This is a genomic window from Streptomyces zhihengii (genome assembly GCF_016919245.1).
GTDB classification, from domain to species: domain Bacteria; phylum Actinomycetota; class Actinomycetes; order Streptomycetales; family Streptomycetaceae; genus Streptomyces; species Streptomyces zhihengii.
The window spans coordinates 1,314,105-1,340,796 of record NZ_JAFEJA010000001.1 but is presented as its reverse complement, the minus strand read 5'-3'; the positions used below and the strand labels follow the sequence as shown (position 1 = coordinate 1,340,796).

Annotated in this window: 15 protein-coding genes and 1 tRNA gene; 10 read left to right on the top strand and 6 right to left on the bottom strand. The window is 72.9% G+C overall.

The genetic code is table 11. From position 1 onward, the window contains the following. Window positions 1-142: 142 nt before the first annotated feature. Window positions 143-230: transfer RNA gene (locus JE024_RS05635), tRNA-Leu, on the top strand. 554 nt (window positions 231-784) lie between these two features. On the opposite strand, the gene JE024_RS05630 is transcribed toward JE024_RS05635, so the two are convergent. The 5 genes from JE024_RS05630 to JE024_RS05610 all read right to left on the bottom strand — a co-directional run bounded on the left by JE024_RS05630 (window position 785) and on the right by JE024_RS05610 (window position 3,962). Continuing rightward, entirely contained in the window at window positions 785-1,216 is a 432-nt protein-coding gene (locus tag JE024_RS05630) for a hypothetical protein (RefSeq protein ID WP_205372523.1), read from the bottom strand. A gap of 73 nt (window positions 1,217-1,289) precedes the next feature. Next, window positions 1,290-1,721 (bottom strand): UCP032817 domain-containing protein, encoded by a 432-nt coding sequence (locus JE024_RS05625; protein WP_307840721.1) that lies wholly within the window; start codon window positions 1,719-1,721, stop codon window positions 1,290-1,292. A gap of 603 nt (window positions 1,722-2,324) precedes the next feature. Then, entirely contained in the window at window positions 2,325-3,173 is an 849-nt protein-coding gene (locus tag JE024_RS05620; protein ID WP_205372522.1) for a helix-turn-helix domain-containing protein, read from the bottom strand. A 26-nt stretch (window positions 3,174-3,199) separates the two neighbouring features. Continuing rightward, window positions 3,200-3,730, bottom strand: a complete 531-nt coding sequence (locus JE024_RS05615; protein ID WP_205372521.1) for a DUF6879 family protein — start codon at window positions 3,728-3,730, stop codon at window positions 3,200-3,202. Next, window positions 3,705-3,962, bottom strand: coding sequence for a hypothetical protein (locus JE024_RS05610; protein ID WP_205372520.1), 258 nt, complete (start codon window positions 3,960-3,962; stop codon window positions 3,705-3,707). The genes JE024_RS05615 and JE024_RS05610 overlap by 26 nt, the downstream gene beginning before the upstream one ends. 665 nt (window positions 3,963-4,627) lie before the next feature. Here JE024_RS05610 and JE024_RS05605 point away from each other — a divergent pair. From JE024_RS05605 to JE024_RS05565, 9 genes are all read left to right on the top strand, one after another. Further along, entirely contained in the window at window positions 4,628-5,842 is a 1,215-nt protein-coding gene (locus JE024_RS05605; RefSeq protein WP_205372519.1) for a beta-ketoacyl [acyl carrier protein] synthase domain-containing protein, read from the top strand. 20 nt (window positions 5,843-5,862) lie between these two features. Next, complete coding sequence (locus JE024_RS05600) at window positions 5,863-11,340, top strand: MupA/Atu3671 family FMN-dependent luciferase-like monooxygenase (RefSeq protein WP_205372518.1); 5,478 nt, start codon at window positions 5,863-5,865, stop codon at window positions 11,338-11,340. 21 nt (window positions 11,341-11,361) lie between these two features. Continuing rightward, a complete protein-coding gene (locus JE024_RS05595; RefSeq protein WP_205372517.1) occupies window positions 11,362-12,423 on the top strand; it encodes a phytanoyl-CoA dioxygenase family protein in 1,062 nt (353 codons plus the stop codon). 195 nt (window positions 12,424-12,618) lie between these two features. Next, complete coding sequence (locus JE024_RS05590; RefSeq protein ID WP_205372516.1) at window positions 12,619-16,131, top strand: AMP-binding protein; 3,513 nt, start codon at window positions 12,619-12,621, stop codon at window positions 16,129-16,131. Further along, entirely contained in the window at window positions 16,128-17,840 is a 1,713-nt protein-coding gene (locus tag JE024_RS05585) for a beta-ketoacyl [acyl carrier protein] synthase domain-containing protein (RefSeq protein WP_205372515.1), read from the top strand. Before JE024_RS05590 ends, JE024_RS05585 begins: the two co-directional genes overlap by 4 nt. Then, window positions 17,837-18,532: a thioesterase II family protein gene (locus tag JE024_RS05580; RefSeq protein ID WP_205372514.1), complete on the top strand. Its 696-nt coding sequence runs from the start codon at window positions 17,837-17,839 to the stop codon at window positions 18,530-18,532. The genes JE024_RS05585 and JE024_RS05580 overlap by 4 nt, the downstream gene beginning before the upstream one ends. Beyond that, window positions 18,529-20,334, top strand: a complete 1,806-nt coding sequence (locus JE024_RS05575; protein WP_205372513.1) for an ATP-binding cassette domain-containing protein — start codon at window positions 18,529-18,531, stop codon at window positions 20,332-20,334. Before JE024_RS05580 ends, JE024_RS05575 begins: the two co-directional genes overlap by 4 nt. Window positions 20,335-20,539: 205 nt before the next feature. Further along, entirely contained in the window at window positions 20,540-22,258 is a 1,719-nt protein-coding gene (locus JE024_RS05570) for an ATP-binding cassette domain-containing protein (protein ID WP_205372512.1), read from the top strand. Beyond that, window positions 22,255-25,113, top strand: coding sequence for an AMP-binding protein (locus JE024_RS05565; protein WP_205372511.1), 2,859 nt, complete (start codon window positions 22,255-22,257; stop codon window positions 25,111-25,113). The genes JE024_RS05570 and JE024_RS05565 overlap by 4 nt, the downstream gene beginning before the upstream one ends. A gap of 139 nt (window positions 25,114-25,252) precedes the next feature. Here JE024_RS05565 and JE024_RS05560 read toward each other — a convergent pair whose 3' ends face one another. Then, window positions 25,253-26,677, bottom strand: a complete 1,425-nt coding sequence (locus JE024_RS05560; RefSeq protein WP_205372510.1) for an MFS transporter — start codon at window positions 26,675-26,677, stop codon at window positions 25,253-25,255. Between the last annotated feature and the right edge of the window lie 15 nt (window positions 26,678-26,692).

Below are 26,692 nucleotides of genomic sequence, written 5' to 3'. Positions count from 1 at the left end.
GGCAACCAGGCGGATACACGCTGCAACGAGCCCGCGACCTCATCTCCCACCTGCCCTGACCACGCAATATGTGGGTGAGAGCCACCTGATTCCCCTGGTATTGTTGTCCATGTCGCCGCGGGAGACCGGGGCCGACCACCTGGTCCGGGTGGCGGAATGGCAGACGCGCTAGCTTGAGGTGCTAGTGCCCTTTATCGGGCGTGGGGGTTCAAGTCCCCCCTCGGACACCAGCTGAGACCCCAGTTCGCTGGGGTTTTCTGCGTTTCCGGGCGGTGGCGTGACCAACCACGTGACCAACGGCCCAGCGAATCCCCAGTTCAGACCAGGGACGAGAGGCCGAGTCGGCCCCGCACCGGAGGCGGCCAGTCGGCGCGCTCCGTCCTTACGTGAGTGCCCGTACCGGGCCATCGTGTCGGCTTCCGAAGCCGGTAGGCGTTCCCCTCCTCCACCGCGACCCAGCCCAGTGCTCTCTGCCCGTCGTCCAGGGTGGGGTACTTCTGCTCCTGGGCCCGGATCTGTCGGGCGCGGTGACAGTTTCCGTCCCCCTGAGCCACAGTCGGCCAGAGCGGAGCGTGAGGAGAACCGCGCCACAGTGGTTCGCCTGGACTCCTACCGCCCGACCCCGAAGCCCGTTCCTGCGGACAGGCCGGTGAAGCGGCCCCCCGCCGCCCCGCTTTCCGATTCCAACCTGTTCCGCGCACTGCTCTGAACCTCCCAACAAACCAAGCAAGCCCCGGCCGATCGGCCGGGGCTTCTTTCGTTGGTTCGGCTACTGCAACCTGGACTACGCTCGGTAGAGCGAAGGGCGCTCAGCTACCTGATCCGGGCTGAGACCGTCCACGGTCAGGTTGCCGGTCCACAGATGATCTCGGTTGGCGTAGGTGGCGTCGAAGCTGAGGCGCTTCCCACCGGGCTCCAGCTTCCAGCCCTGGTCAGGGAACTGCGCGATGCGGTCGCTTCCACAAACGAACGCCCGGGTCGCCTGGATCAGAATCCACTGTGCGAGTTCGGTTTCCTTGGCTGCGGGCCGACCACAGGAGCGGGCCATCTGCCACAGCCGTGGCCACTCGACACCGGGGGTCAGGGGGCCGATCACAGCCACGTCCCCGATCCGCCGTTCGTCAAGATGGTGGGTGGCGTAGCCGAAGACCGTGCCGAACATCGCGAACACAGTGACCCGACTGCGTCCGGTCAGGCCCTCGTCATTGCTGCTCATCTTTGGAACCCTTGGCTGTGGCCGTCCGGGCGCCTTGGCCACGCCCGGACGGCTTCCGTTCGGTGAGAGTGGATCAGCAGCCGTCGCCGTCACCGCAGCACGCGGGCGGGTTGCAGTCCTTCGCCGCGCCCCACAGCCGGTCATCGACGTGGAACCCGGCGGCCCTGACGCGGTCCACCACGGAACCGATCAGCGGGCGGGTGCGGACGGTGGCCCTGGGCTCGTGTCCGAGGAAGAACCCGAACTGCTCGTCGCACCAGGCGGCGTACGCCTGGGTGTGGAGCACGAACGAGTGCCATCCGGGGTCCACGGCGTCGGACGGGGTCATGTCGAACGCACGGGTGTCGCCCATGACCTTGAGGAAGGCAAGGGCCTGGTCCACGATCCGGCGGGCGGTGGACAGCTCGTGTCCGTACTCCTCCGCGCAGAACTCCGACACCTTCTCGAACAGCTCGGGACTGACGAGGTCCCGCCCGTGCCGTAAGGCGACGGGGGATTCCAGCATCGTCGTCACTGGTGGTTCCCTTCTGTGGTTGAGGACTGGCCGGTCAGGCGGCGGGCGGGGGCGGGAACTGCTCGCCGCCGTCCTGCTCTCCGGGGTCGGTCATCTCTGCACCTCCTCTCGGTGCGTGTGCCGGCCGAGGTTCCGCCCCCGCAAGGGGCGGGAGTCAGAGGCGAGTTGCGGGCAGGCGAAGAGCTTCGGCGATCTGCTCACGATCGGGTGACAGCCTGATCTACGGAAGCCGAGCGCGACCGCAGATCAGAGCCTGGTCAACTCGCCAGAGCCGTTCACCCTCTGGAGTGGCCGCTGAAGAAGCTCAGTGGCCCGTACCGTGCATCCGCATGAGGATGTCGCAGTCCGTAGAAGTCGTCTGGTCGCTCTCCAGCTCTGCGGCCTTACGGAGCTGTGCCAACCGCGCGCACTCCGGGCAACCCGGAACCGGCCGGAGGCGGGGTCGCAAGGGGACGGTCCCCGGGTCTTCATGCCGCTGAGTGGGTTCCGCCTTCATCGCGCCGCGCCCCTCCCGATCGCTTCCAAAGTCGATGGAACGACCCTAGGAAGTGGCGAATCCACGCGGCTACGCTCTTGCACGAGCTTGCACGGGAACTACCCGAGAGACGTAATCGCCTCGGAGATCAGAGCCCGAGCGGCAGCACCGTGTACCGCGATCTCGGACAGCTGTGAGAACGCCTTCGCGTACGTGGCAACCTCGCTGGGGGCAGTCACGTTCACGGCGGCCGTGAGCAGCTCGACGCTCGCTTGGCGGCTGTCGAACAGGTAGAAGGCTTCCAGGGGCCAGACGCGGCGCTGAGTCGTGAACGGGATGACTCCAAGGCTCACGTTCGGCAAGGCCATGACTGCCAGGAGATACCCGAGCTGGCCGGCCATGGTGGCCTCGTCGCCGATCCGGTAGCGGAGCACCGTTTCTTCCAGGAGCAGAGCGAACCGGTGGTCACCCTCGTGGAGAACTCGTGAGCGTTCGATCCGGGAGGCGGCGGCCGTCTCCGAATCGTCTGGGGTTCCTTGGAAGGCCGCGATGGTCGAGAGCAGGGCCGCTGCGTACGCCTCGGTTTGAAGCATCCCAGGGACCACGTTCGAGCAATACACGCGGAAGTGGCGCGTTTGCTCGTACAGGGGAACGACTTCCTCTTGTGCCCGGCGCATGCCGTGCCGGTGGAGCTTCTGCCAGTGCACGTACATCTGATCGGCTTGCCGATTCGCCGCGATCAGGTCCTCTACCTGGCCCTCGGCTCCGCACGCCTTGCACCAGGCGCGGATGTCGGCGTCAGACGCGGGTGTCTTGGCCCGCTCGATGCGTGACGACTTGGCCGGACTCCAGCCACAGCGACGAGCCAGCTCGTGCCCGGTCAGCTCCGCCTCTCTGCGCAGGCCCCCGAGACGGGCGGCGATGGCTTCACGGGCAGCCTGGGCACTGGACGAGGGGGATGCAGGCATGAGTTGGCTCTTCGCGATTCGTCAGGTCAGACCGAGTACTTCTCGTGTGGGATACCGCGCTCCCACACTGTCTCGAACGCTGCGGAGGCCAGTGCTGCAACGGCCGGTTCGGACCGTACCTCCCAACCGGGCTCGGACCAGCTCCCCTCCCCTGTGAAGTGGTTGAAGAGCACGATCTCCCCGTCGAACACCCAGCAGTCGTTCCCAGGGAGTGCGATGTCGGAAGCCTGACGGCGGGGGAGCCAGCGAACCTGTTCCCCGGCGTGGAGGTTCACCACCGTGCCAGCATGCTCGTACCGGATGTACTCCGTGACCGGCTCCGACACCACACGGGCCCGGCGGACGACGACTCCCCGGGCCACGGTGCCGCGAATCAGATCAACCCAGGGAGCCCAGTAGGCAGAGGCAGGGTCCACGTCGCGTTGGCCTGTGCGCTGCCAGTTCTCGAAGTCCTCGGCCTCGTCGCCCACCCCGTACGAGTCGCGCATCTCCAGGTGCAGCGCCGAGTGCCGGGCCGCCGCCATCAGCTCGTCAAAGCCCGGTTCCTTCTGCGACATCGCACGCCTTCCTCAGCATCGGCACCATGCGGGCCGGAATCCGGATCACCGCTTCGTGTGGCGGAATGCCCGGCGCATGGCCGGGAACCTCGAACGCGGCGCACTCCGCCTCTAGCTTCTCGTCTGGCTCCCAGCCTTGAAGCACCAGCTCCCCCTTCTCCTCGTCCACCCATACGGTGGGGGAACCCTGCTGCCCCGTGTCTGGATCAATCCCGATGAACCGTAGTGCCATGACTGCCTCCGGTGTCGAGTGGCTTACGCCAACTTGCACGAGCTTCGTCGCGGCGGCATCGGAGCGTCAAGGCTGACTGTCGCTCGCAGAGCCCTCGTGAGCGGTTCTCGGCCACGCGGCAGGCCCGCCCATCAGGCGTTGGCTACGTGACCGACGCATGCTCCCGGGCCCGCTCTCGCGGTGCACCCGGTTGCCGCCGGCGCCTCCCGTCCGGACGCCCGCCTCGCCGCACCGTCACCGCCCTGGCCCACTCCGCCCCGGGCGGGACGTGAAATCAGCCACCTCCACCCGAGGGGCCCGACCCGCCTGCGCAGGGGGCCGCGAAATTCAGCCACGGCGTCGCCGCAGACCCGTCCGGGAACGACGGGGAAGGGGATGGCGGACACAACGGATTTCCTGTGATCATGGAGATCAATCGGACTCGCGCGCTCTGCGGGGAGGGGTACCCCTATTCTCTCCAGGCCTTGTTGACGCCCCCCTACCCGCCGGTGATACTCGGATCCGTCGGGAAGCTAAGCCGAATTTTTCGAGTGCCGGGCGATGCGATTCCGAAGCTTTGTTGTCGGCTGCATCCCGCTCTCCGGACGGTTGTCCCCATTCTCTTCCCATCCGTCGTTATCCATTGCAGTCGCCGGTCGCCTTGCCAGTCGAGGAGAGGGCTGTAGATGCCTGTGGTCGAGATAGCCGGTTCGGGGCTCGCGCTTCCCGGAAAGGTGCGCACCACGGAGGAATTCGAGAGCATCCTCCACGCGCCGTCGGAACCGGCGGACCACAAGGTGTCCTTCGCGTCGGAAGAACTGCTGACCGACCCTCTCCAGTTCGCGATATCGCCGCGTCAGGCCCGTTACATCGACCCCCAGCAACTCCTGCTGCTCGATGTCGCGCGGGCCGCGTTCGACGACGCGGGCCTGACGGCCGGCGCGCTCAAGGGCTCACGTACCGGCGTTTACGTGGGGATGACCGAATCGGACCATCTCCTCGGCGTCGACCTGGCCGAGGTGCCCGCGGCCAATCTGAGTTCCGTGGGCGTCGGCAACAACCGAGGGATGGCCGCGGGCCGCATCTCGTACGCGTTCGACCTGCGCGGGCCGAGCATGCAGGTGGACTCGACCTGCTCGTCCGGGCTGCTCGCCCTCCACCTGGCCGCCGCGGCCGTACGCGACGGAGAGATCGACCGTGCTCTGGTCGTCGCCTCGCACCTCGTCCGCAGCGACCAGGGCCGCCTGCTGCGACAGGCGACCGGAGCCATCGACCCCGGGGCCCGCTGCAACGCCTTCACCGACCGGGCGGCGGGCTTCGTCGTCGGCGAGGGCGTGGTGGCCTTCGTCCTGGAGGCCGGCACCCTCCGGCGCACGGGCCCGGCGCGCCCCCGGGTCGCCACGGCGGTCAACCAGGACGGCCGGACCGCCGGCGTCACCGTGCCCAACCGCTCCGCCCAGGAGGACGTGATCACCCGCGCCCTGGGAAGGGCCGGGCTCGATCCCGCCACGGTCTCCTACGTGGAGGCGCACGGGACCGGCACGAAGCTCGGCGATCCCATCGAGGTCTCCGCCCTGGCGGCCGCCTACCGGACCCGGGAGAGGGACGCCGGACGCCCCCTGCTCATCGGGTCGAACAAGCCCCGCTTCGGGCACCTCGAAGCGGCTTCCGGGCTGCTGTCGCTCCTGGTGGCGACCACCGTGCAGCGCACCGGCGTCATTCCGGGGACGCGCTCGGCCGGTGCCCCGAGCCCGACGGTCGACTGGGCGGGGGAGAACGTCCGACTCGTCCTCGCCGACACGCCACTGCCCGGACACCGGGCGGGCGCGCTCGGCGTGAGCGCCTTCGGCATGAGCGGCACCAATGTCCACGCGATCATCGCGCCTGTCCAGGAACAGTGAATTCAGAAAGGGCTGTTTACATGACTGTCGTGGCACGGATCGGCGCGCTGGTCGGCGAACTGCTGGAGATATCCGGAGATGTTCCGACCGGAACTCCACTGCTCGATCTGGGCGCGGATTCGCTGGTCCTGATCGAGTTGTCGCACCGGGTCGAGCAGGAATTCGGCGTGGAGATATCGGTCCAGCAGTTGTTCGAGGACGTGGTCACGGTCGACGCCGTCGCCCGCTGGATCGAGCAGGAAGGCGGCACCCCGACAGCCGCCCCGGACACGACAGGTCCTGCCGCCGCGCAGATCCCGGCCGACGCAGCCGCCACCCCGGCAGGCACGGTGGTGTCGACTTCACGGATCGGCGCGCTGGTCGGCGAACTGCTGGAGATATCCGGAGACGTTCCGACCGGAACTCCACTGCTCGATCTGGGCGCGGATTCGCTGGTCCTGATCGAGTTGTCGCACCGGGTCGAGCAGGAATTCGGCGTGGAGATATCGGTCCAGCAGTTGTTCGAGGACGTGGTCACGGTCGACGCCGTCGCCCGCTGGATCGAGCAGGAAGGCGGCACCCCGACAGCCGCCCCGGACACGACAGCCCCCGCGCCGGCGGCGCCCGCCGTACCCGAGCCGGTCGCGTCCACCGCCCCCGCGCCGACGGCGCCTGCCGTACCCGAGCCGGAGACGACAGCCCCCGCGCCGACGGTGCCTGCCGTACCCGAGCCGGTCGCGTCCTCCGCCCCCGCGCCCGACTCGGACAGGGACTTCGCCGAGGCCACCGCCGCGTCGCTACGGCTCTCCGAGCGGTTCCAGGATGTCCTCTGCAACAACCGGCGCTTCGCCGAGCGCGACGAGAAGGAGCGTGCGGGCTCCTACCCGATCTGGGTGACCGAGTCCGACGGCCCCTACGTCCGGGACGCGGACGGCAACCGGCTCATCGACATCGCCATGGGCTACGGCTCCCATCTCTTCGGCCACAGTCCGGCCTTCGTCACCGAGGCGCTGCGCCGCCAGCTCGACCGGGGGATCCACCTCGGCGCCGAGATCGCCGGGACGGGTGAGCTGGCCCGGAAGATCACCACCCTGACGGGCGTCGAGCGGGTCAACTTCTGCGTCACCGGCACCGAGGCGGTCTTCACCGCGGTTCGGCTGGCGCGTGCGTACACCGGCCGGCCGAAGGTCCTGCTGCTGAAGAACGCCTACCACGGACACTCCGACACCACGCTCTACGGCCCCAGGCCCGGCGGCCGGACTCGGCGGGCGGCGACGCCGAACGCTCCCGGAGTCTCGCGCTCCGGCGCCGAGGACGTCCTGATCGGCTCCGTCGACGACCCGGAACTGTCCCGGTTCCTCCTGGACAACGCCGACGACATCGCGGCCGTGGTCATGGAGCCCCTGCAGAACGGCTCCCCCGACCGCGACCTCGGCGAACTCGCCGCCGAGATGCGCCGGGTGACCCAGGAGGCCGGGATCCTGCTGGTCTTCGACGAGGTGCTCACCGGGTTCCGTTTCGCACCGGGCGGGTTCCAGGAGCTGTACGGAGTCCGCGCCGACCTGGTCACCTACGGCAAGACGGTCGGGGCGGGGCTGCCCATCTCCGTGGTGGCCGGTCGCGCCGACATCATGGACCTCGTCGACGGCGGTCCCTGGACCCAGGATCTCAGGGTGCCCTCCGACCGTCTCACCTACACGGCCGGCACCTACGTCAAGCACCCCCTCGCGGTGGCCGCGGCGAACGCCGTGATGGACGAACTCATCGCCCGGGGACCGCAGTTCCAGGCCGCCATGAACGAGCGCGGCGACCGGCTGCGGGCCCGGATCGACGCCGTGCTGAACGAGGCGGGCACCGGGGTCAGGGTCATCGGCCGGGGCACCGCCTTCCGCTTCGTGCGGGCCGACAGCACCAGCTTCGCGTTCATCGGCAGCGACTTCCACCAGTTCCGGCGGAACCTGATCGCCGAGGGCGTCTACATCACGGAGACCGGCCTCAGCTATGTCTCCGACGCGCACACCGACGAGGTGCTCGACGAGATCGTCGCCGCCGTGGAGCGCGCGGTCCGTCCGCGACCCTCGCGAACGGCCCGCCCGGCCGAGACCTCTTCGCCGCAGGCCGCCACCGTCCCGGCCACCGGGCGCGAGGCCGCCGGACCCGCCGTCGCCGGTGCCGCCGTATCCGATGCCGCCGGCTCCGATTCCGCAGCCCGCGAGGTCGCCGCAGCCCGGCCGCTCGCCGTCAGCCTGGCCTTCTTCGGCATGCAGGACAGCGCGCACGGAGGCAACTTCTACGACACCGTGACCGGCCTGGCCGAGGCGGCGGAGGCGGGCGGACTCGACGCCCTCTGGTTCCCGGAACGGCACTTCGACCGCTTCGCCGGCTTCTCGCCCAACCCCGCGGTGCTCGCCGCCCTGGTCGCCGCCCGCACCCACCGCATCGCCCTGCGGGCCGGCAGCGCCGTCCTCCCGTTGCACCCACCGGTCACCGTCGCCGAGGACTGGGCGATGCTCGACGTCGCCAGCGGGGGACGGGTCGGCCTCGCCGTCGCCTCCGGCTGGATGCGGCGCGACTTCGTCCTGTCCGACGCGCCCTACGAGGCGCGGCGCGACCTCTTCGAACAGCGCATCACGGAGATCACCCGGCTGTGGGCGGGGGAGAAGGTCCGGCTGGAGAGCCCCGCCGGGACCGCCGCGGAAGTGGAGCTGTTCCCCAAGCCCGTCCAGCGGGAACTGCCTCTGTGGCAGGCGGTGCTCGGTGACGAGCGGTCCTTCCGCCAGGCGGGCCGCGCCGGACGGAACATCCTCACCAACCTCATCCAGCAGGACCTGGCGGAGCTGAAGTCCAAGCTGCGCGTCTACCGGGAAGCCCGCGGCGAAGCGGGGCTGGACCCCGACGGCGGCCAGGTCACCGTCCTGGTGCACACCGCGTACACGCCCGACGAGGAGACCCGCGAGGCTGCCGTGCGCGACCTCGAGAGCTACATGCTGCAGACCTTCCGCAGCACCCACCCCGACCCCGCCTCCCTGGACACGGTCGACTGGACGCCGCGCACCCGGGCGGCTGCCCAGCGCCTGATGGACGGGCTGAGCCTGATCGGCGACCAGGACGCCTGGGACCGGCAGTGCCGGGCGCTCCGGGAAGCGGGCGCCACCGAGATCTCCTGCCTGATCGACTTCACCACCCGGCCCGAGAGCTGGCGGCCCACGGTCGAGGCCCTCACCGCCCTGCGCGAGCGGATCGCCCGCCCCACTCCGGCCACCCCCACTCCGCCCGCCCTCACGGCAGCCGCCCTCACGCCGCCCGCTCTCACGCCGCCCGCTCTCACGCCGGCCGCCCTCACGCCGCCCGCCCCGGCGCCGACGCCGGTCACCGGCCGGGACGTCGCCCTGACCCGCGGGGCCGTGGAGATCTGGGCCGCTTCCAAGTCCAGCCCGAACGCCATGGCGGCCTACACCATCCAACGGCTGTTCGAGATCCGCGGCAGAGTGGACCTCCAGCGGCTCGGGGAAGCCTTCCGCGCGGTGATGCGGCACGACCCCGCGCTGCGGCTGGCCGTGCGGACCGCGGGCGACGGGGGCGTGATCCCCGAGTTCTCCACCGAGCACCAGGACGCCTTCGTGCTCTACGACGGGGTCGCCGCCGACCAGGACGCGTTCTGCGACCGGGTCGCCGCCGACCTGGCGGCCACGCCGCTGGACCCCGAGCGGAGCCCGGGGATCGTGCTGCGCTGCCAGCCCGGCGCCGACGGCGTCTTCCTGCACCTCGCCGCCTCCCACGCGATCATCGACGGAACTCAGTTCTCCGAGATCCTGACGCAGGTCGGGCAGGTCTACGCCGGAGGCACCGAGCTGCCCGGCCTCCCGGCCCGCGCCCCCGTCGACACGTCCAAGGGCGACCGCGACCGCGCCTTCTGGCGCGAGACCGTCGCCCGGATCCCCCGCAGGACCCTGGACCAAGCCCTCGGCCGGCCGGTCTTCGACCGCAGCTGGCGAGGGCGGCGGCTCAGCAGGAGACTGCCCGCCGACTGGCTCGACGCCGTGAAGGCCCAGGGCCGCCGGCACCGCGTCACCCCGTTCGTCGAAACCCTCGCGACCACCGTGGAGAGCCTCGACGCGTTCTCCCGGCGGCCCCTGCTCTACTCGTTCCCGGCGCTGCGCCCCCGCACCGAGGAGTACGGCAGCAACGCCAACCTGCTGCCGCTGTGGGCCGACACGGCCTCCGGCGACCTGCGCGCGCACTGCCGGTCGGCGGTCCTGGACGGGCTGCGGCACGGTTCGCTCACCTTCACCCAGATCTTCGAGAGCGAGACCGCGGGAGACCCCGAACGGCGGCGGGTCATGCCCGATGTGACCTTCGCCTGGGACCACTTCGATTCGATGCGCCTCGGAGAGGCGGCCATCCGCGAACTCCCCCAGCGCACCGAGGTGGTCCGCTTCCCGCTCGCGGTCACCTTCACCGTGGAGCCCGGCGACACCGTCACCCTCTCTCTCGACGTCGGTGAGTGGATGGACGAGGGAACGGCCGAGAAGTGCTTCGAGTCGCTCCACACCTCGCTGACCGAGCGGTACGGCGTCCACCCGGCCGCCGCTCCGCGGCCCGAGGAGCCCGCCCCGCCGGCCACCGGCCCGCTCGGAACGGCGGAGGCGTTCGCCCACGCCGCCGCCGCGGCGGTGCGCACCACCGGCGACGACTGGGTCCGCGCTCTCCGTCTCGACGGACAGGAGCACCTGGCGGGGCTGATCGTCAGCAAGGCTCGGGCCACTGCCGCCGCCGTCCTGGAACGCTGCGACGTCAGCCGGGTCACCGGCGTGCGCATCGCGGCGGACCGGGAGCAGGACCTGGTGGGCGCGGTACTGGTCAGCGCCATGCTCGGCCTCGCCGACCGGGTCGCCGAGGAGAAGGGGGACGGTGTGCTGCTGGAGATCCGCGCCACCTCGTCCGGGAGGGAGTCGAGCGACGACCACGTCGTGGTGGGAATGTCCGCCTGGACCTATGTCGAGGCCGACGCGCCGCTCCCTGTGACGCCCTCCGGGCCCGCCGCGGTGACGGCCCTGCTCGACGGCCTGACGGCGCGGCACGGAGCCGGCCGCACCGCGGTCCTGGACCGGGCCGCCGCCGTCCTCGCCGAACGGACGGGCACCGCTCAGGGCTCCGGGTCCGCCGGACGGACGGGCACCGCTCCGAGCCCCGGGGCCGCGGGACAGGCCGCCACCACCCCGGCCCCCGGGTCCGCCGGACAGGACGCCACCGCTCAGGGCCTCCGGGCCGCCGTGCGGACGGCCTGGGAGAAGGCACTCGCCCGCACCGGCTTCGGGGCCGACGAGGACTTCTTCGACCTCGGCGGCGACTCCATCGCCGCGATCCGGGTCGTCGCCGAGCTGAACAGCCGGCTCGGCGGCAGCCTGCCCGTCAATCTCGTCTACCTGCACCCCACCGTCGACGCCCTCGCGTCGGCCCTGGACACCACCCTGGAATCCGAGCGCACCGACGACTCCCACGCGCCGGCGCGTGGCTAGGAGGGCAAGACCGTGACAGCGATGACGAGAACGACGCTCGGGGACGTGCGCCGGTTCGCCTTCTGGGAGGACCCCGGCGGCACCGCGGCCCGTGGCCACGGGTTCGAGGACGGGATCCTGCCCGACGACGTCCAGGTCGTCGTCGACGAGCGGCTGCGGGTGCACCTGCCGGGCTCGCGGACACCGCTCGCGGCCGACCGGCGCTCCGACTGGGCGCTGTTCTGCCAGGAGAACTTCGGCCTCCGGTCCGACCTCTGGCCGCACTTCGAACGCCACCCGCTCAACGAGAACTTCACCTGGGACCCGATCGGCGAGACGGGGCGGCGGATCCTCACCGAGGCGGAGGCGCACCAGTACAACGAGCAGGGCTACGTCATCCTGGAGGACGTCTTCGACAAGGGCTTCCTCCAGCGGCTCACCGACGAGCTCGACGAGCACGACGCCCGCCGGCTGGCGACCCTGCGCCGCACCGGAGACGCGGAGGCCGAGAAGCGGATGAGCTTCGGCGCGCAGCCGTCCCGGCGACTGCGGATGGTGCAACAGCTCTGCGTCCTGCCGCTGTTCCAGCACCTCGGCCACGACATCATCGGCCCCGACGTGCGCCTGTACTGGGACCAGTCGGTCTACAAGCCGGCCCGTTGCTCCGACCCGTTCCCCTGGCACCAGGACACCGGCTACACGTTCGTCGACTACGAGCAGCTCTTCACGGTGTGGATCGCCCTCACCGACGTGGACGTCGAGTCCGGCTGCCTGCGGGTCCTGCCCGGCGGCCACCGGGTGGGGACGCTGCGCCACCACCGGAGCGAGTTCGGCAACTACGTCTTCGGCGAGGACCCCAAGGGCATGACGCCGGTCCCGATGAAGGCCGGCTCGATGGCGGTCTTCACCGCCACGCTGCCGCACATGACCGGCGGCAACGAGCGCGGCTGGACCCGCAAGGCGATCATGATGGAGTACGCCCCGGACGGCATGCAGCGGATCGCTCTCGACCCGTGGGGCCGCCAGGTGAAGACGCCGGCGAACTACATGGACAGCCACTACCTGATCCTCAAGGACGGCGTCCCCGTCGAGCCGAGCCTCTGACGACGAGGGCCGCGGCCCGCGGGCGGCGCACCCGCGCCGGAACCCGGTGCCGCGGCCGAGGGACGAGACGCCCCGGTCGACGCGGATCCGCGAGGCCGCGCGCCCGCGGCGACGGGCGCCCGCGGACGACCGCACCCCCGACGACCCAAGCCGCCGGACACACACCCTCGACGACCCCAAGCCGCCGGACACGGGATGAGCATGCGACACGACGACACACCCGGCCTCGGCCTGCTGGCCGAGGCCCTTGACCGCGACATCCGGGTACGGCGGTTCACCCGCGGCGACACCCCGGGCGCGGGACCGTTCCTCGACGTGGAACTCGAGCGGGACGAGCCCGCCGCCGAACTGCGGCGCCGGCTCGCCCGGCTGGCCCCCGTCGAGGTGGAGGAACTCCCCGCACCGCGGGAGTGGCCGGGCGCCGCCGCGCCGCGCGCGGGGCGCCAGACCGGGATCATCGCGCTCGTCGGCCCGCCCGCCGAGGCCGCCGACGAGCACCGGCAACGCCTGGTGACCCTCGGCCACACCCTCACCCGGGCCGCCGAAGCAGGCCGGGGCATCCGGACCGTCGACTCCGACGGCAGCGAACTGCACCTGTCCTGGGCCCGGTTGCGCGACCTCGCCCTGGTGACCGGCGACCGGCTGCGGGACGCCGCCGGCACGTCCTCGGGACGTGTGCTGCTCGCCACCGTCGAACCGTCGGCGACGCTGCTCGCCTTCTGGTCCTGTGTGATGGCCGACCTCGATCCCGTCCTCGTCCCCGCGGAACTCCTCACGGCGCCCGAGCCGGAGATCCGCGCCTGGACGACCCGTCTCCAGGAGGAGTACGGCTTCCACCTGGTCGTCACCCACCGGGACGCCCCCGACTACGACGCCGCCGTCTGGGGGCGGGTGGCCGGCCCGGGTACCCCGGTCACCCGCTGCGACGCCTTCGCCGCCGACGGGGAGGAGCCCCCCGCGGACCTGGCCGGGCGGCGCGCCGCCTGGGCCGAGGGCCACCCGCTCTCCGGCGACCCGGCGCGCACCGTCTCGTTCATGACCTCCGGCAGCACGGGACGCCCCAAGGTCATCGCGCAGCGCCACGCCGCACTGCTGAGCGTGGCCGCCGGATCGAGCTGGATGAACGGCCTGGACGGGAACGACGTCGGGCTCAACTGGATGCCGCTGTCGCACGTCGGCGGCATCATGATGAACCTGGTGCGGGACGCCTACATCGGCGCCGAGCACATCACCGTCGCCCCCGGACGGATCCTCTCCGACCCCGAGGAGTGGTTCCGCCTGGTGGACGCCCACCGGGTCACCGCCACCTGGTCGCCGAACTTCGCTCTCAAACTGCTCTCCCGCACCGCGACCGCGGCCCTGGCCGACGGGGCGTCCTACGACCTGGCCTGCCTGCGCTTCTACCTCAACGGCGGCGAGGCCGTGTCGGTCGGCGACGTCCGGGAGTTCGAGGAGCGGCTCGCCGCGTTCGGCCTGCCACGGGGCGTCGTGGCCCCCGCCTGGGGCATGACGGAGACCTGCTCGGGCGTCACGTACCACACCCACCTCGACGCGCGCACCGCCGAACCCGGCGTGCCCTCGGTGGGCTTCCCGCTGCCCGGCGTCGAGATCCGCGTCGTGCCACTGGAGGAGCAGGCGGCCGACGGGCCGCTCATCGGCCGGGTCGAGGTGCGCGGGCCGTCCGTCCTGGAGCGGTACGCGGTCGGCGCCGGTGCGGCGGACCCCGACGCGCAGGGCTGGTTCCGCACCGGCGACCTCGGCTGGATCGCCGAGGACGGCCTGCACATCTCCGGCCGGGACGAGGGGCGCATCATCATCAACGGCGTCAACTGGAACGCCGCGGACATCGAGACCTGCGTCGAGGGCGCCCCGGGCGTCGTCCCCGGCACCGCCGTCGCCGTCGGGCACCGCGCCCGGAGCTCGGGCACCGAGGAACTCGTCGTCTTCTGCGCCGCCGCCGAGGGCGGCGACCCGGCGGCCCTTCCCCAGGCCGTGCGCGACCACCTGCTGGCCGGTCTCCGGCTGGGCGTGCGGCGGGTCCTGGTCGTCGACCCCGCCGACATCGAGCGCACCGGCATCGGCAAGGTGCGCAAGAAGCAGCTCGTCCAGCGTTTCCTCGCCGAGGACGCGGGCGGCCCGGACCCCGCCCCCGCGACCGCCCCGGCCGGATCGGTGCGGGCCTCACGCATCGTCTGGCGGCGCCAGGAGCCCGCCGAACGGACCGGTCCGCCCGCCCCCTTCCGCATCCTGGGACCGGACGCCGCCGACCCGGCCGAGGCGCCGCAAGGCGGTTCCCCGGACGCCCGCGGCATCGTCCTGCACGGCAAGGGGCTGGGCCCCGGCACGGCGCTGGTCACCTCCGCCGACCTGCAGGCCCGGTGCGACCGCTGGGGCCCCTGGCTGACCGCCCTGTGCGAACGGCTGCCCAGGACGGCGCTGGTCACCGTCCTGGTCCGCGAGGAGAGCCGGGGCGGCACCCCGGGGCCTGCCTCGCACCCGCTGGCCGGGTGGATCCGCGCGCACCTCGCCGAACGCGGATTCGCCAACGTCCGCACCCTGTGGGCCGCCCCCGGGGCCGGCCGGGACGCCGTGGCGGGAGCCGTCGGCGTCACCGACCTGCGGGACCGCTTCCTGGACGGCGACGGGACGACCTGGACGCGCGTCCTGGAACCCCTCGCTCTGCCGCCGGGCTCGGCCCCGCCCGCACACCAGGTGCTGATCGGTGGCACCGGCCGGCTCGGCCGGGCCCTCGCCGGCCTGCTCGCGGCCCGCGGCCACCGGGTGACGGTGGCCGGCCGCGGCCCCGACGCCGACCTCCTCTGCGACATCACCACCGACGCCGGCCAGGAGGCGTTGCGCCACGCGCTGCGCGACACCGACGACGGCCCCGTGCACCTCGTCCACCTGGCTGGCCCGCCCGGAGTCGCCGGCGCCTCGACGCCCTCCGAGATCCTCGGTCCCAAGACCGACGGCCTGGCCCGCACCCTGGCGGTCGCGCGGGAGACGGGTGCGAGCGTGACCGTCCTGTCCTCCGTCAACGCCCACCTCGGCGGCGCGGGTGTGCCCCACTACGCGGCGGCCTGCAGCGCTGCCGAGGCCCGGGCCGCGCTGACCGGCGGCGAGGTCACCGTCATCTCCTGCTCCCGGGTGGAAGGGGCCGAGCACCTCACCGGCGGCGAGGACGTCGCGACCCTCTCCGGCATCCGGACCGTCGCCCTCCAGGAACTCGTCGGCGTGCTCACCACGCCCGGCCGGCCGCCGTCCCTGCTGCTGGGCGTCGCGCCCCGCAACCGGTACGTCAACGAGGAGGGGGCCCGCCGCCTGCGGGTACGCCTCGCCGAAGCGCCCGCTCCCCGGCCCGCCGCCCCCGCCGACGCGCCCGCCAGCCGGCCTGCCGCCGACCCCGCCCTCGCCCCGTCCCACGCCGGGACGGCCGCGGGCGACGGCGAGGACCTCACCGCCCGGCTGCTGCGCCTCACCCGTGAGGTGCTGCCCGGCCTCGAAGCGAGCCCGGAGGACAACTGGTTCGACCTCGGACTGACCTCCGTCGACCTGCCGCTGCTGGCCAAGCGCATCGCGCGCGAGGAGAAACAGGAGATCACGCTCGTGGACATGATGCGCTATCCCAGCGTCACCGCCCTCGCCGGTGCGCTGCACGCCCGCGCGGCAGCCCGGCCCGCCACCACGGGCGGCGGAGGAGGACGATGAACGGGCCCGTCGCCGTCATCGGCTACGCCGCGCACCTGCCGGGCGGCGACAGCCTGGACGACCTGGACGACTTCCTGACCACCGGGCGCAGCGCGGTGCGGACCCACAGCCGCGAGGAACTGCTGGAGCAGGGCGTCGCTCCGGCGGAGGCGGACCGGCCCGACTACGTGCCCCGCTCGGCGTCGACCGGCTGGACGGTCGAGGGTGCCAAGCACATCGACATGCTCTCCGCGCGCGAGCGGCTCGTCACCGACCCGCAGCAACTCCTCTTCCTGGACTGCGCGGTGGCGGCACTGGAGGACGCCGGCATCCCGCTGCGCGAGGTGTCCGGGCGGGAGGTGGCGTGCGTCGGCGGCGTCGGCATGGGTTTGTACGCGGGCAACGGACTGTCGAGCCATTTCACCGAACACCTGCGGCACGACACCGCGCTGCTGGAGGAGTCGGTCCCTCCGGAGATCCTCGTCGGCAACGCGAGCGACCACACGGTGGGCCGGGTGGCCTACCGGCTCGGGCTGACCGGGCCGGCCGTCAACGTGCAGACCGCCTGCTCCACCGCGCTCGCCTCCGTCGAGTACGCCTGCCTCCTGCTCAGGTCGGGCCGGGTCGGCCTGGCTCTCGCGGGGGCGGCCTCCCTGTACTTCCCCCGGGTCCGTGGCTACCGCTACGAGCGCGGCGGCATCCTTTCCCCCGACGGCGTCTGCCGCGCCTTCGACGCCGAGGCGAACGGCACGGTCGGCGGCAGCGGCGGCGGCGTGTTCGTGCTCAAGCGCCTCGACGACGCGGTTCGTGACGGCGACCGCGTCCACGGCGTCGTCGAGGGCATCCACATGGGCAGCGACGGGTCGGCCCGCGCCAGCTACACCGCCCCCGCCTACGACGGTCAACTGCGCGTCCTGCGCGGTGCGCTGCGCGATGCCGGGGCCCGACCGGACGACCTGGCCCACCTGGAGGCCCACGGCACCGGCACTCCCGTCGGCGACCTGGTCGAACTCTCCGTCCTGAACGAGGTGTTCGCCGACCGCGCGACGCCCCTGCCCGTGGGATCCGTCAAGCCCGCGCTCGGTCACCTGGACACCGCGGCGGGCGTCGCCTCCCTGGTGAACGTGCTGCTCGGACTGCGACGCGGATCCATGCCGGGTACGGTCAACTTCACCCGCACCCCCGACGCCCTGTCCGGCGGCGTCGCGCGTCCCTCGGCCGCACCGACGGAACTGGTCCCGGGCCCCGACGGCCTCGTCCGCGTCGGCATCAGCTGTTTCGGTGCCAGCGGGACCAGCGTGCACGCCGTGGTCTCCGACCGCGCGGTGACCGTTCCCCGTCGTGACCGGCCCGCGTCCGCCGCCCCGGCGTCCGGCCCGGTGGACGGCGCGGTGGACGGCGGACCGGGTTCCGCCGCGTCCACCGCCACCGCCCGCGTGGAGACGGCCACCGCGCCGGGGCACCCCGCCGACGCGGGGACCGTCCGGCGCGAGGTGCTGGAACTGGTCCTGGACCGGATCGCCGCCGACCGGCCCGACCCCGAGGCGGCCGGCAGCCTGGGCGCGGTCGAACTGGGACTGGACTCCGTGGACCTGCTCGCCGTCGGCAAGGTGATCGCCTCCCGCTGGGGAGTCGAGCTGGACGTCATCGACATGCTGATGTTCAGCAGCGTCGACGAGATGATCGACGAGATCACCGGGCGCGTGGCGGGCGGCGGCACGGGTTCATGACCGGCCTGTACTGCTTCCCCCACAGCGGCGGGCTCTCCCACCAACTCCGCCCGCTGGCCCGCGAGATCGCCCCCGACCGCTTCCATCCCGTCGACTACCCCCAGGCCGTGGAAGGGGCCGGGCCGCCCGCGAGCGTGGGGGAGTTCGTCGACGGCTGGCTCCGCTCGCGAGAGGACGCCGGATGCGCGGACGCCGGATTCGAGGACGCCTGCCTGTACGGGCACAGCCTCGGCGGACTGGTCGCGTTCGAGACCGCGGTGCGCCTCGAACGGCGCGGCACGCCGGCCGCGGCCCTGGTGATGGGCGCCTGCGTGCCGGGGGGCGCCGTCCGCCCGGCCGCCCGGATCTCCCCGCAGACCTGCACCGACGACGAACTCCTCGACTGGTCCTTCGACGTGGTCCGGGGCCGGCGCCCCTCGCCCGCCGACCGGGAGGTGTTCGCCGCCTTCGCACCCCGGCTGCGCCGGGACCTGCGGGTGTACGAGGGACACCGGGTCGACGGCCGGCTGGAGAAGACTCCCGTGCTGCTGCTCCTGGGCACCGACGACCCCGTCTGCCCGCTCGACGCGCGGCGCCACTGGACCCCCCACGTCACCCGGCTGACCTGCGTGGAGGTCAAGGGAGGACACATGTTCCACCAGGACGACCCGGCGGCGACGGCCGCCGCGATACGCGACTGGAGGGCCGGGTGAGCGGCGAGCGACGCGTCTGGACCGACCGGCTGCGGCTGACGCCCCTGGCGGTGGGGGCGCGGGTGGCCCCTGGCTGGACACTGGGCACGGCCGCGGCCCTGCTGGTCGCGGCCGCCGCGCCCGCGGCCTCCGCCTGGTGCACCGGCCTGCTGGTCGGTGCCGCGCTGCCGGGGGCCTCGGGCACGGCGGCGATCGCACCGGTGGTGGCAGCCCTGGTCGTCGTCTTCCTCGTCGGGCAGCTGGCGACGCTGCTGGTGGCGACCGTCTCCGACCTGTACGGCGGTGTGCTCGAAGGGGCTGTCGAGCGGGCCGCGATCGAGGCCCTCGTCGACGCCCGCACCGGCGCCGACGCCCCGGTGCGCGAACTGGTGGAGCGGCTGCGCGACACCGGGCCGGTGCGCCACCTGGTGGTGGCGACCTGCCAGCACCTCCTGACCCGTGGACAGGCGGTTCTGGCCGGCTGTCTGCTCGTCGCCCTCGCCCCGCCGACGGGGGCGGTGGCGGTGGTGTGCTTCCTGGTCTGCGCGCTGCTGCTGGAGGCCGACTACGACCGGGAACAGGCGCGCGCCTACTCGGTGGCCGACTCCACCCGGCGGCCCCGCCACCTGCTCTCGCTCGCCTTCGACCCGGCCGCCGCGCGCGAGATCAAGGTGTTCGGCGCCGCGGACTGGATCGTGCGCCGCTACCAGGAGGCGGCCACCGAACACGGCGAGGTCTCCTCGCGCACCGCGCGTCCGCTGCGCGTGGCGTACGCGGCGGTCCTCCTGTCCGGGGTGCTGCTGCTGGCCGACCTCGCCCGCCGCTCGGCCGACGGCCTGCTGGACGCCGGCGGGCTTGCGGTCGGTGTGGCCGCCCTCACCGCCCTCACCGGCGTCTTCGCGGTCACCATGAACGTCGTCCACTCCGGCCTGGCGGTGGCCCTCTTCGCACAGGTCAGGGAGGCCGGCGTGCTGCGGGGACGGACACGGCGGACGCCTCCGGGCGAGCACCCGCCCGAGCACCCGCCCGAGCGTCCCTCCGGGCCCGCGTCCGCCTCCGCGGGGCGGCCGGTGCCGGGCGAGGGCAGTGTGATCCGCTTCGAGAACGTGTCGTTCCGCTACCCCGGCGGCGATCCGGTCTTCGAGAACCTCAGCTTCGAGGTACGCCTCGGGCGCAGCCTGGCGGTCGTGGGCCTCAACGGTGCGGGCAAATCCACCCTGGTCCGGCTGCTCACCGGTGTGCTCCGCCCCGACGCGGGCTCCATCACCTGCGACGGCGAGCCCCTCGGCCCGCCCGAGGAACGGCCCGCCCCCGCCTTCGCCTTCCTCGGGCAGCACTTCGTCCGCTATCCCGCGACGCTGGACCAGAACGTCACCCTGACGGCGCGCACCGTGCCCGTGCGGCCCGCGGCCCGCGCCCTGGTGGCCGGCCTCGTCCCGCAGGAGGAGCCCTCGCCCCTGCTGGCCCAAGGCGTACGCGGCGGGGCGGGCCTGTCCGGGGGGCAGTGGCAGCGGGTGGCCACGGCCCGCGCGGTGCAGGCGCTCGATCCGGAGACCTGCCGCGTCCTGGTCCTCGACGAGCCGACGGCCGCTCTCGACGCCCAGGCGGAGGCGCGCTTCTTCGGCGAGGCCGGCGCGCTGACCGGACCGGGCAGCACCATGGTGATGGTCTCCCACCGGCTCTCCGGGGTGAAGGACGCCGACGAGATCCTGGTACTCGCCGACGGACACATCCGGGAGAGGGGCGACCACGCCTCGCTGATGCGGCGGCCAGGTCGCTACGCGCAGATGTTCACGGCCCAGGCGAGGCGCTATGACCACTGAGAAGACGGCCGCTGAGAAGACGACCTCTGAGCAGACGACCGCTGAGCAGACGGCCGCTGAGGAGACGGCCACCGGAGCGGATCCCGGCTCGGGGGACGGCCCGCCCGCCGGGCGTCCGGGGCGTAGCCGGCGCCCTGAGCGCCCCTTCGCGTTGTTCCTCGGACTGTCCTTCCGGGCTGACCGCCGCGGAGCCTGGGCGACCCTCGTGCTGTTCACCCTCCGGCCGCTGGCCACCGTGCTGTTCGCACTGGGGCTCGCCGGGATGCTCGCCGCGCTGCTGGAGCGGGACCTCGGCACGGCACTCGCGCTGGCTTCGGGCGCGTGCGCGGCGCTGGTCGTCCAACTGGCGTCCGCCAAGACCTCCCTGGCGATCTCGGCCCGGATGGTCGACCGCACCGGACGTCTGGTCGACGGCGAGCTCCAGCAACTGCTGCACCACCGGCGGACGTTGGAGCACTACCACGACCCCGCACTCCTCGACACGCTGGAGGTCGTCCGCGCCGAGCGGCCCCGGCTGACCGAGGGCGCCGACGTCACCGGGCTGATCGCCGGCACGCTGCTGCGGCTGGGCTGCACCGTCACCGTCGCCGCCTTCGCCACGGGCTGGCTGCTGCTGGTGCCGGCCGCCTCGGCCGTCTCCTACGCGTGCACCCTGAGGGCCGAACACGCCCGGCAGCGCGGCCGGGAGGCGGCAGCGGAGGCGGCCCGGCTGCGGGCCGAGTACTTCGCCCTGGGCACCGACCCCGACCACCGCGACGAGCTGCGGCTGACCGGCGGCCGCGCGTTCACCCTCGCCCGGCACCACGCCCACGGCCGCGCGTCCGAGCGGATCCGCGCACGCGGTGCCTGGGCCGGGTTCGCCTGGTCGGCGCTGGGCGCCCTGGTGCTGGCGGCGGCGTACGGCGCCGGCATCGCCGCGCTCACCGGCTCCCTGCGCGACGGCTCGACGTCCGTGGTCACGGGTCTGGCCGCCCTGCTGCTGCTGTCCAGCGTCACGGCGCTGACCGGAGCCCTGATCCGGTACGCGTCCGCCCTCTCCGACTCCCTGCGGGTCACCCGGCTCCTGCTGGAGACGCGCGGGCGGCTGGAGGAGACCGAGCTCCCCGCCGCGCCGGCCGGGGCCCGGAGCGGTATCACCCTGCGCGGTGCGACCTTCCGCTACCCCGGGGCCGGCGCCCCCGCCCTGGACGCGGTCGACCTCACGCTCCGGCCGGGCCGGGTGTACGCCCTGGTCGGTGCGAACGGCAGTGGCAAGAGCACTCTCGTCCAGGTGCTCGCCGGACTCCTGCCGCCCGCCTCCGGGACGGTCGAGGGCGGACCGTGCGTCGATCCGCGCCGGCGCGGCGCGGCCTCCCTGGTCTCCCAGGACTTCGCCCGCTTCGAGTTCGCGCTCGCCGACAGTGTCGCCCTCGGATCCGAGGACGCCACCGCCTCGGACCGCGCTCGCGCCTACCGGGACTCCGGCCTGGCCGAACTCCTCGACCAGGGACGGCTGGAGGACGGAACCCGGCTCGGACGCTCCTTCCCGGACGGCACGGAGCTCTCCGGCGGCCAGTGGCAGCGGATCGCCGTGGCCCGGGGGCTGCTGCCGGACGGCGTCGGCCTGCTGATGTTCGACGAGCCCACCTCGGCCGTCGACCCGCTCGCCGAGGACCGGCTGCTGTCCGACCTCGCCGCCTGGGCGCGCCGCACGGCCCGCGCCGCCTCGGGGGTCGCCGTCGTCGTCACCCACCGGCTCTCGATGGTGCGGGAGGTGGACGAGGTGATCCTGCTGGACCGGGGAAGAGTGCTCGCCGTCGGCCCGCACGAGGACCTGCTCGCCCATCCCCTCTACCGGGAGCTGTACGGGGCCCAGCGGCGCGCCTACGCGCGCGGTTCCGAGTCCTCCCTCGCCACGACTCAGGAGAACAAGGAAAGCCGATGATCGGATCGTTGATGCACAGCTCGCTCCTGCGCCGGGGCGACGGGCCCGCCGTGACCGGTGCGGACGGCCGCTCCCTGGACGGGGCCACGCTGCACGCGGCCGCGGCACGGCTGGCGGCGGCCCTGCGGGCACAGGGCGCGGGGCCCGGCCACACCGTGGCGATCGCCCTCCCGCAGAACGTGGAACAGGTGGTCGCGCTGGCCGCCGTGGTGTACTCCGGGGCCGACTTCGCGCTGATCGACCTCGACGCCCCGCCCGCCCGCGCCGCGCGCTTCCTCGACGTGCTCCGGCCTAGCTGCCTGGTCCTGGACACCGACGCGCCCGGGGGCCACCAGGAGGAACTCGCCCGCACCGCGACGGCGGTCGTTCCGGTGCGCACGGCGTACGGGCCCGGCGCCGGCGACATCCCGTTCGAGCCCTCGTTCACCCCGGGCGGCTACTGCGTGCAGACCAGCGGCACCACCGGCGAGCCCAAGGTGCTGCGCGTGGACGGCGCGGCGCTGGAGAACCGCCTGCGGTGGGGACAGGGCGCCTACCCGCTCGGTCCGGACGACGTGCTGCTGTCGACCTCCCGCCCCAGCTTCGACTTCTACGTCTGGGAGGTGACCGCCGCCCTCTGCTTCGGCCCCCGCCTGGTCCTCACCACCGCCTTCGAGGCGGCGAGTGCGGAGACTCTGCTGGGCCGCTGCGAGGACGAGGGAGCCACGGCCGTCCACTTCTTCCCCCGCATGCTCGACGAGTTCAGCGACCTGGCCGCCTCGTCGGGAGGCTGCCCCGGCCTGCGCCGGGTGTTCTCCGGCGGAGCCCCCCTGTCCGGCGCGACGCTGGCGAAGGCGCGGGCCGCGCTGCCGAACGCGACGGTGCTGAACCAGTACGGGCCCGCCGAGTGCTGCATCGACGTGTCCTGGCTGGTCTGCGGCGAGGAGCACGAGCGGTGCTCGACGGTACCCGTCGGCCGGCCCGTCGACCGCACCACCCTGACGGTCGTCGACTCCGCGCTGCGGCCGGTGCCCACCGGCGTGGTCGGCGAGATCCTGATCGGCGGCATCGCGGCGCGGACCACCCGCGTCCTGGCCGGAGAGGTCCCCGGCCGCTTCGTCCCGACCGACGTCACCGCAGGCGAAGTGGCATACCGGTCGGGTGACTTCGGCCGGCTCGACGAGGACGGGCTGCTGCACTGGGTGGGCCGGCAGGACAACGAGTTCAAGATCCACGGAGCCCGGGTCGACCTGGCCGAGGTCACCGCCGCCGTGCGGGGCGTCGGCGGTGTGACGGACTGCCACGTCTACCCGACCGGGGCGGCGGACGGCGGGATCACCCTCGGCGCGGTCGTCGAGTCCAGCGAGGTCACCGCCGCGGCCTGCCGGAGCCGCCTCGCGGCCGTGCTGCCGCTGTACATGGTGCCGACCGTCCTGCGCGTGGTGGAGCGCCTTCCCCGCACCGCCAAACTGGAGATCGACGTACCCCGCCTGACCGAGGAGTGCGGGCTGCGCCCCCTGCCGCCGCGTCAGCCGTCCGCCCCTGCCGGCGCCGCCGGGACTCCGGCCGCCCGCCGCGCTGGCTGGGCGGCCGTCCGCCCCGTGTCCCTCCCCGAGGAACGCCTGATCGGCATGCGGCGCATCCCGGGGCGCCCGCCCCACTTGATGGTGGCCAACCACCTCGTGATCCGCGGCGCCCTGGACCTCCCCCGCCTCACCACCGCCCTGCGGGAGCTGGTCGCACGCCACTCCATCCTGCGCACCACCTACGCGGAGCTCGACGGGCGCGTGGTGGCAGTGGTGCACGAGGGGCCCGCCGACGACGTGGTGGAGGTACGCCCGCTGAACGGCGTACTCGACGACCGGGCGGCCGCGGAGCACGTCCAACGCGCTCTCAGGGACGAGGAGAAGCGCTTCTCCGACCCCGACCGCCAGAGCATGATGCGGGCCGTGGTGTACCGCCGCGCACCCGAACTCTTCTCGCTGCTGTTGATCTTCGACCACATCGCCGTCGACGAGCGCTCCAAGGCGATGCTCCAGGAGGAACTGGCCCTCCTCTACCAGGGCGACGGGCACAAGCTCGGCCCCGCCGTGCCCTACGACCCCGCCCGCATCCGCGGCGACTTCCCGCCGGCCCGCGAGGTGCCGGTCCTGCTGGCGGCGCTCGACCCCCTGCCGCCTCGTGTGCTGCCGAGCCCCGACCCGGTCGCCGACCCTGCCGCCTTCCGCGCCGGCAGCCACGAGTTCGACCTCCTCGGGGACCGCCGCCACGAGATCGACGGCCTCGTCCGCCGGCTCAGGTGCACCCGGTTCGAGCTGCTGCTGGCCTCCTTCTTCCGCGCGATGAAGCAGTTCGCCGACGAGGACGACATCCTCGTGGTGGCACCCGCCGACACCCGTGGCACGGTGGAGGACTTCGAGACGGTCGGCTTCTTCCAGAACCTCGTGCCGCTGCGCTCGCGCACCCCCGCCGACGCGGACCCGTGGCGGCTGGTCGACGACTGCAAGCAGGCCGTCCGAGCGGCCCTGGGACACCGCGACCACCCGGTCGCCCTCCTCACCGAGGAGTTCCGCGACCCCGCGGTCACCGCCGCGCGCCGCAACCCGATCTGGCAGATCGTCTTCGTCCCCACCGCCATGCAGGTGGACGCGAACTGGGCACTGGAGGGCCTGGAGGTGGCCGACGTCCCGCTCCATCTGACGGAGACGGGCCTGGAACTGATGGCGGAGGTCTCGGACACCGCCGCCGGGCTCAAGGCAGCCTTCCGCTACGCCCTCGGCGCGATGGAGGCCCACGACGCCGAGCGCCTGGCAGTGCTGTGGACGCGGTCCCTCGAATGGGCCCTCGACGAGGTGGCGGCCACCGCGGCCGGGTGAGCGCGGCGGGGCCGCCCGCGTTCCGGCTGCCGGTCTCCTCGTGCGGACCCGCGGCCGCGCACTGCGCGGGCGGCGCCCCCGCGCACACGTCGCCGCCGGTCCTCCGCACCCCGGGGCGGAGGACCGGCGGCGACGGGGTTCAGCGGGACGCGGGGACGGCGGGGGAGGCGTCCGCGGCGGTGTCCTGCTCCGGGGCCTCGGGCGTCTCGCCCCCGTCGAGGGCGACGCCCTTCGTCTCCTTGCCCAGCAGCAGGGCGACCAGCGTCAGCAGGGCCATCGCGGAGAGGTAGACGCCGACCAGCCACGGCGAGCCGTCGCCGGCCTCCCACAGGGCCACGGCGACGAACGGGGCGACGGCCGCGCCGAGGATGGAGCTGACGTTGTAGGAGATGCCCGACCCGGTGTAGCGCACGCTCGTCGGGAACAGCTCCGGCAGCAGGGCGCCCATCGGGCCGAAGGTCATGCCCATCAGCGTGAAGCCGAGCACCAGCCACAGGACCACGCCCAGGGTGCCCATGCCGGTCAGCGGCACCCACAGCAGGCCGAAGACCACGATCGCGGCGGTGACCGCGATCAGCGTGGCGCGGCGGCCGTACTTGTCGGCGAGCGGGCCGGAGATCAGGGTGAACGCGGCGAAGAACAGCACGCCGAAGATCATCATCAGCACGAACGTGGTGTAGCTGTACCCGAGACCGGGCACGGCGGCGTCCGTCGCGGTGCGGCCGTAGCTCAGCGAGAACGTGGTCATCAGATAGAAGAGCACGTACGTGGCCAGCATGAAGAACGTGCCGAGGATCAGCTGCCGCCAGTGGCTGCGGAACGCGGTGGCCAGCGGCAGCTTGCGCACCAGCCCGGCCTCGCGCGTCCGGGAGAAGACCGTCGACTCGACCAGGCGCATCCGCACCCACAGGCCGATCGCGACCATCACCGCGGAGAACAGGAACGGCACCCGCCAGCCCCACTCCAGGAACGCCTCGGAGGGCTGCGAGGGGTCGGCGCCCGCGGCGGACGGCAGCAGGGCGCCGATGAGCAGGAAGAGACCGTTGCCGATGATGAAGCCCAGCGGGGCGCCGAGCTGCGGGAAGGTGCCGTACAGCGCGCGCTTGCCGCTCGGCGCGTTCTCCGTCGCGACCAGGGCGGCTCCGCTCCACTCGCCGCCGATGGCGAAGCCCTGGGCGAGCCGCATCAGCACCAGCAGCGCGGTGGCGATCCATCCGGCCTGCTCGTAGGTGGGCAGCACGCCGATGAGGAAGGTCGCGACGCCCATGGTCAGCAGCGAGGCCACCAGCGTGGCCTTGCGCCCTATCCGGTCGCCGAGGTGCCCGAAGACGATGGCGCCGATCGGACGGGCGACCATCGCGGCCCCGAAGACGGCGAAGGAGGAGAGCAGCGCCGTGGTCGGGTCGCTGCTCGGGAAGAAGAGCGTGGGGAACACCAGGACGGCGGCGGTCGCGTAGATGTAGAAGTCGTAGAACTCGATCGTCGTGCCGATGAGGCTCGCGACGAGCACGCGTGACCGCGAGTTGACGGGGGCGGGCGCCTGGCCGGTGGATGGTGCGGGCATGTCTCGGTCTTTCAC

Excerpts from the sequence above, each read along its gene's own strand:
- JE024_RS05565 (WP_205372511.1), top strand. The coding sequence starts at position 22,255 with ATGATCGGATCGTTGATGCACAGCTCGCTCCTGCGCCGGGGCGACGGG.
- JE024_RS05620 (WP_205372522.1), bottom strand. The coding sequence starts at position 3,173 with ATGCCTGCATCCCCCTCGTCCAGTGCCCAGGCTGCCCGTGAAGCCATC.
- JE024_RS05615 (WP_205372521.1), bottom strand. The coding sequence starts at position 3,730 with ATGTCGCAGAAGGAACCGGGCTTTGACGAGCTGATGGCGGCGGCCCGG.
- JE024_RS05600 (WP_205372518.1), top strand. The coding sequence starts at position 5,863 with ATGACTGTCGTGGCACGGATCGGCGCGCTGGTCGGCGAACTGCTGGAG.
- JE024_RS05630 (WP_205372523.1), bottom strand. The coding sequence starts at position 1,216 with ATGAGCAGCAATGACGAGGGCCTGACCGGACGCAGTCGGGTCACTGTG.
- JE024_RS05605 (WP_205372519.1), top strand. The coding sequence starts at position 4,628 with ATGCCTGTGGTCGAGATAGCCGGTTCGGGGCTCGCGCTTCCCGGAAAG.
- JE024_RS05580 (WP_205372514.1), top strand. The coding sequence starts at position 17,837 with ATGACCGGCCTGTACTGCTTCCCCCACAGCGGCGGGCTCTCCCACCAA.
- JE024_RS05595 (WP_205372517.1), top strand. The coding sequence starts at position 11,362 with ATGACGAGAACGACGCTCGGGGACGTGCGCCGGTTCGCCTTCTGGGAG.
- JE024_RS05590 (WP_205372516.1), top strand. The coding sequence starts at position 12,619 with ATGAGCATGCGACACGACGACACACCCGGCCTCGGCCTGCTGGCCGAG.
- JE024_RS05560 (WP_205372510.1), bottom strand. The coding sequence starts at position 26,677 with ATGCCCGCACCATCCACCGGCCAGGCGCCCGCCCCCGTCAACTCGCGG.
- JE024_RS05625 (WP_307840721.1), bottom strand. The coding sequence starts at position 1,721 with ATGCTGGAATCCCCCGTCGCCTTACGGCACGGGCGGGACCTCGTCAGT.
- JE024_RS05610 (WP_205372520.1), bottom strand. The coding sequence starts at position 3,962 with ATGGCACTACGGTTCATCGGGATTGATCCAGACACGGGGCAGCAGGGT.
- JE024_RS05585 (WP_205372515.1), top strand. The coding sequence starts at position 16,128 with ATGAACGGGCCCGTCGCCGTCATCGGCTACGCCGCGCACCTGCCGGGC.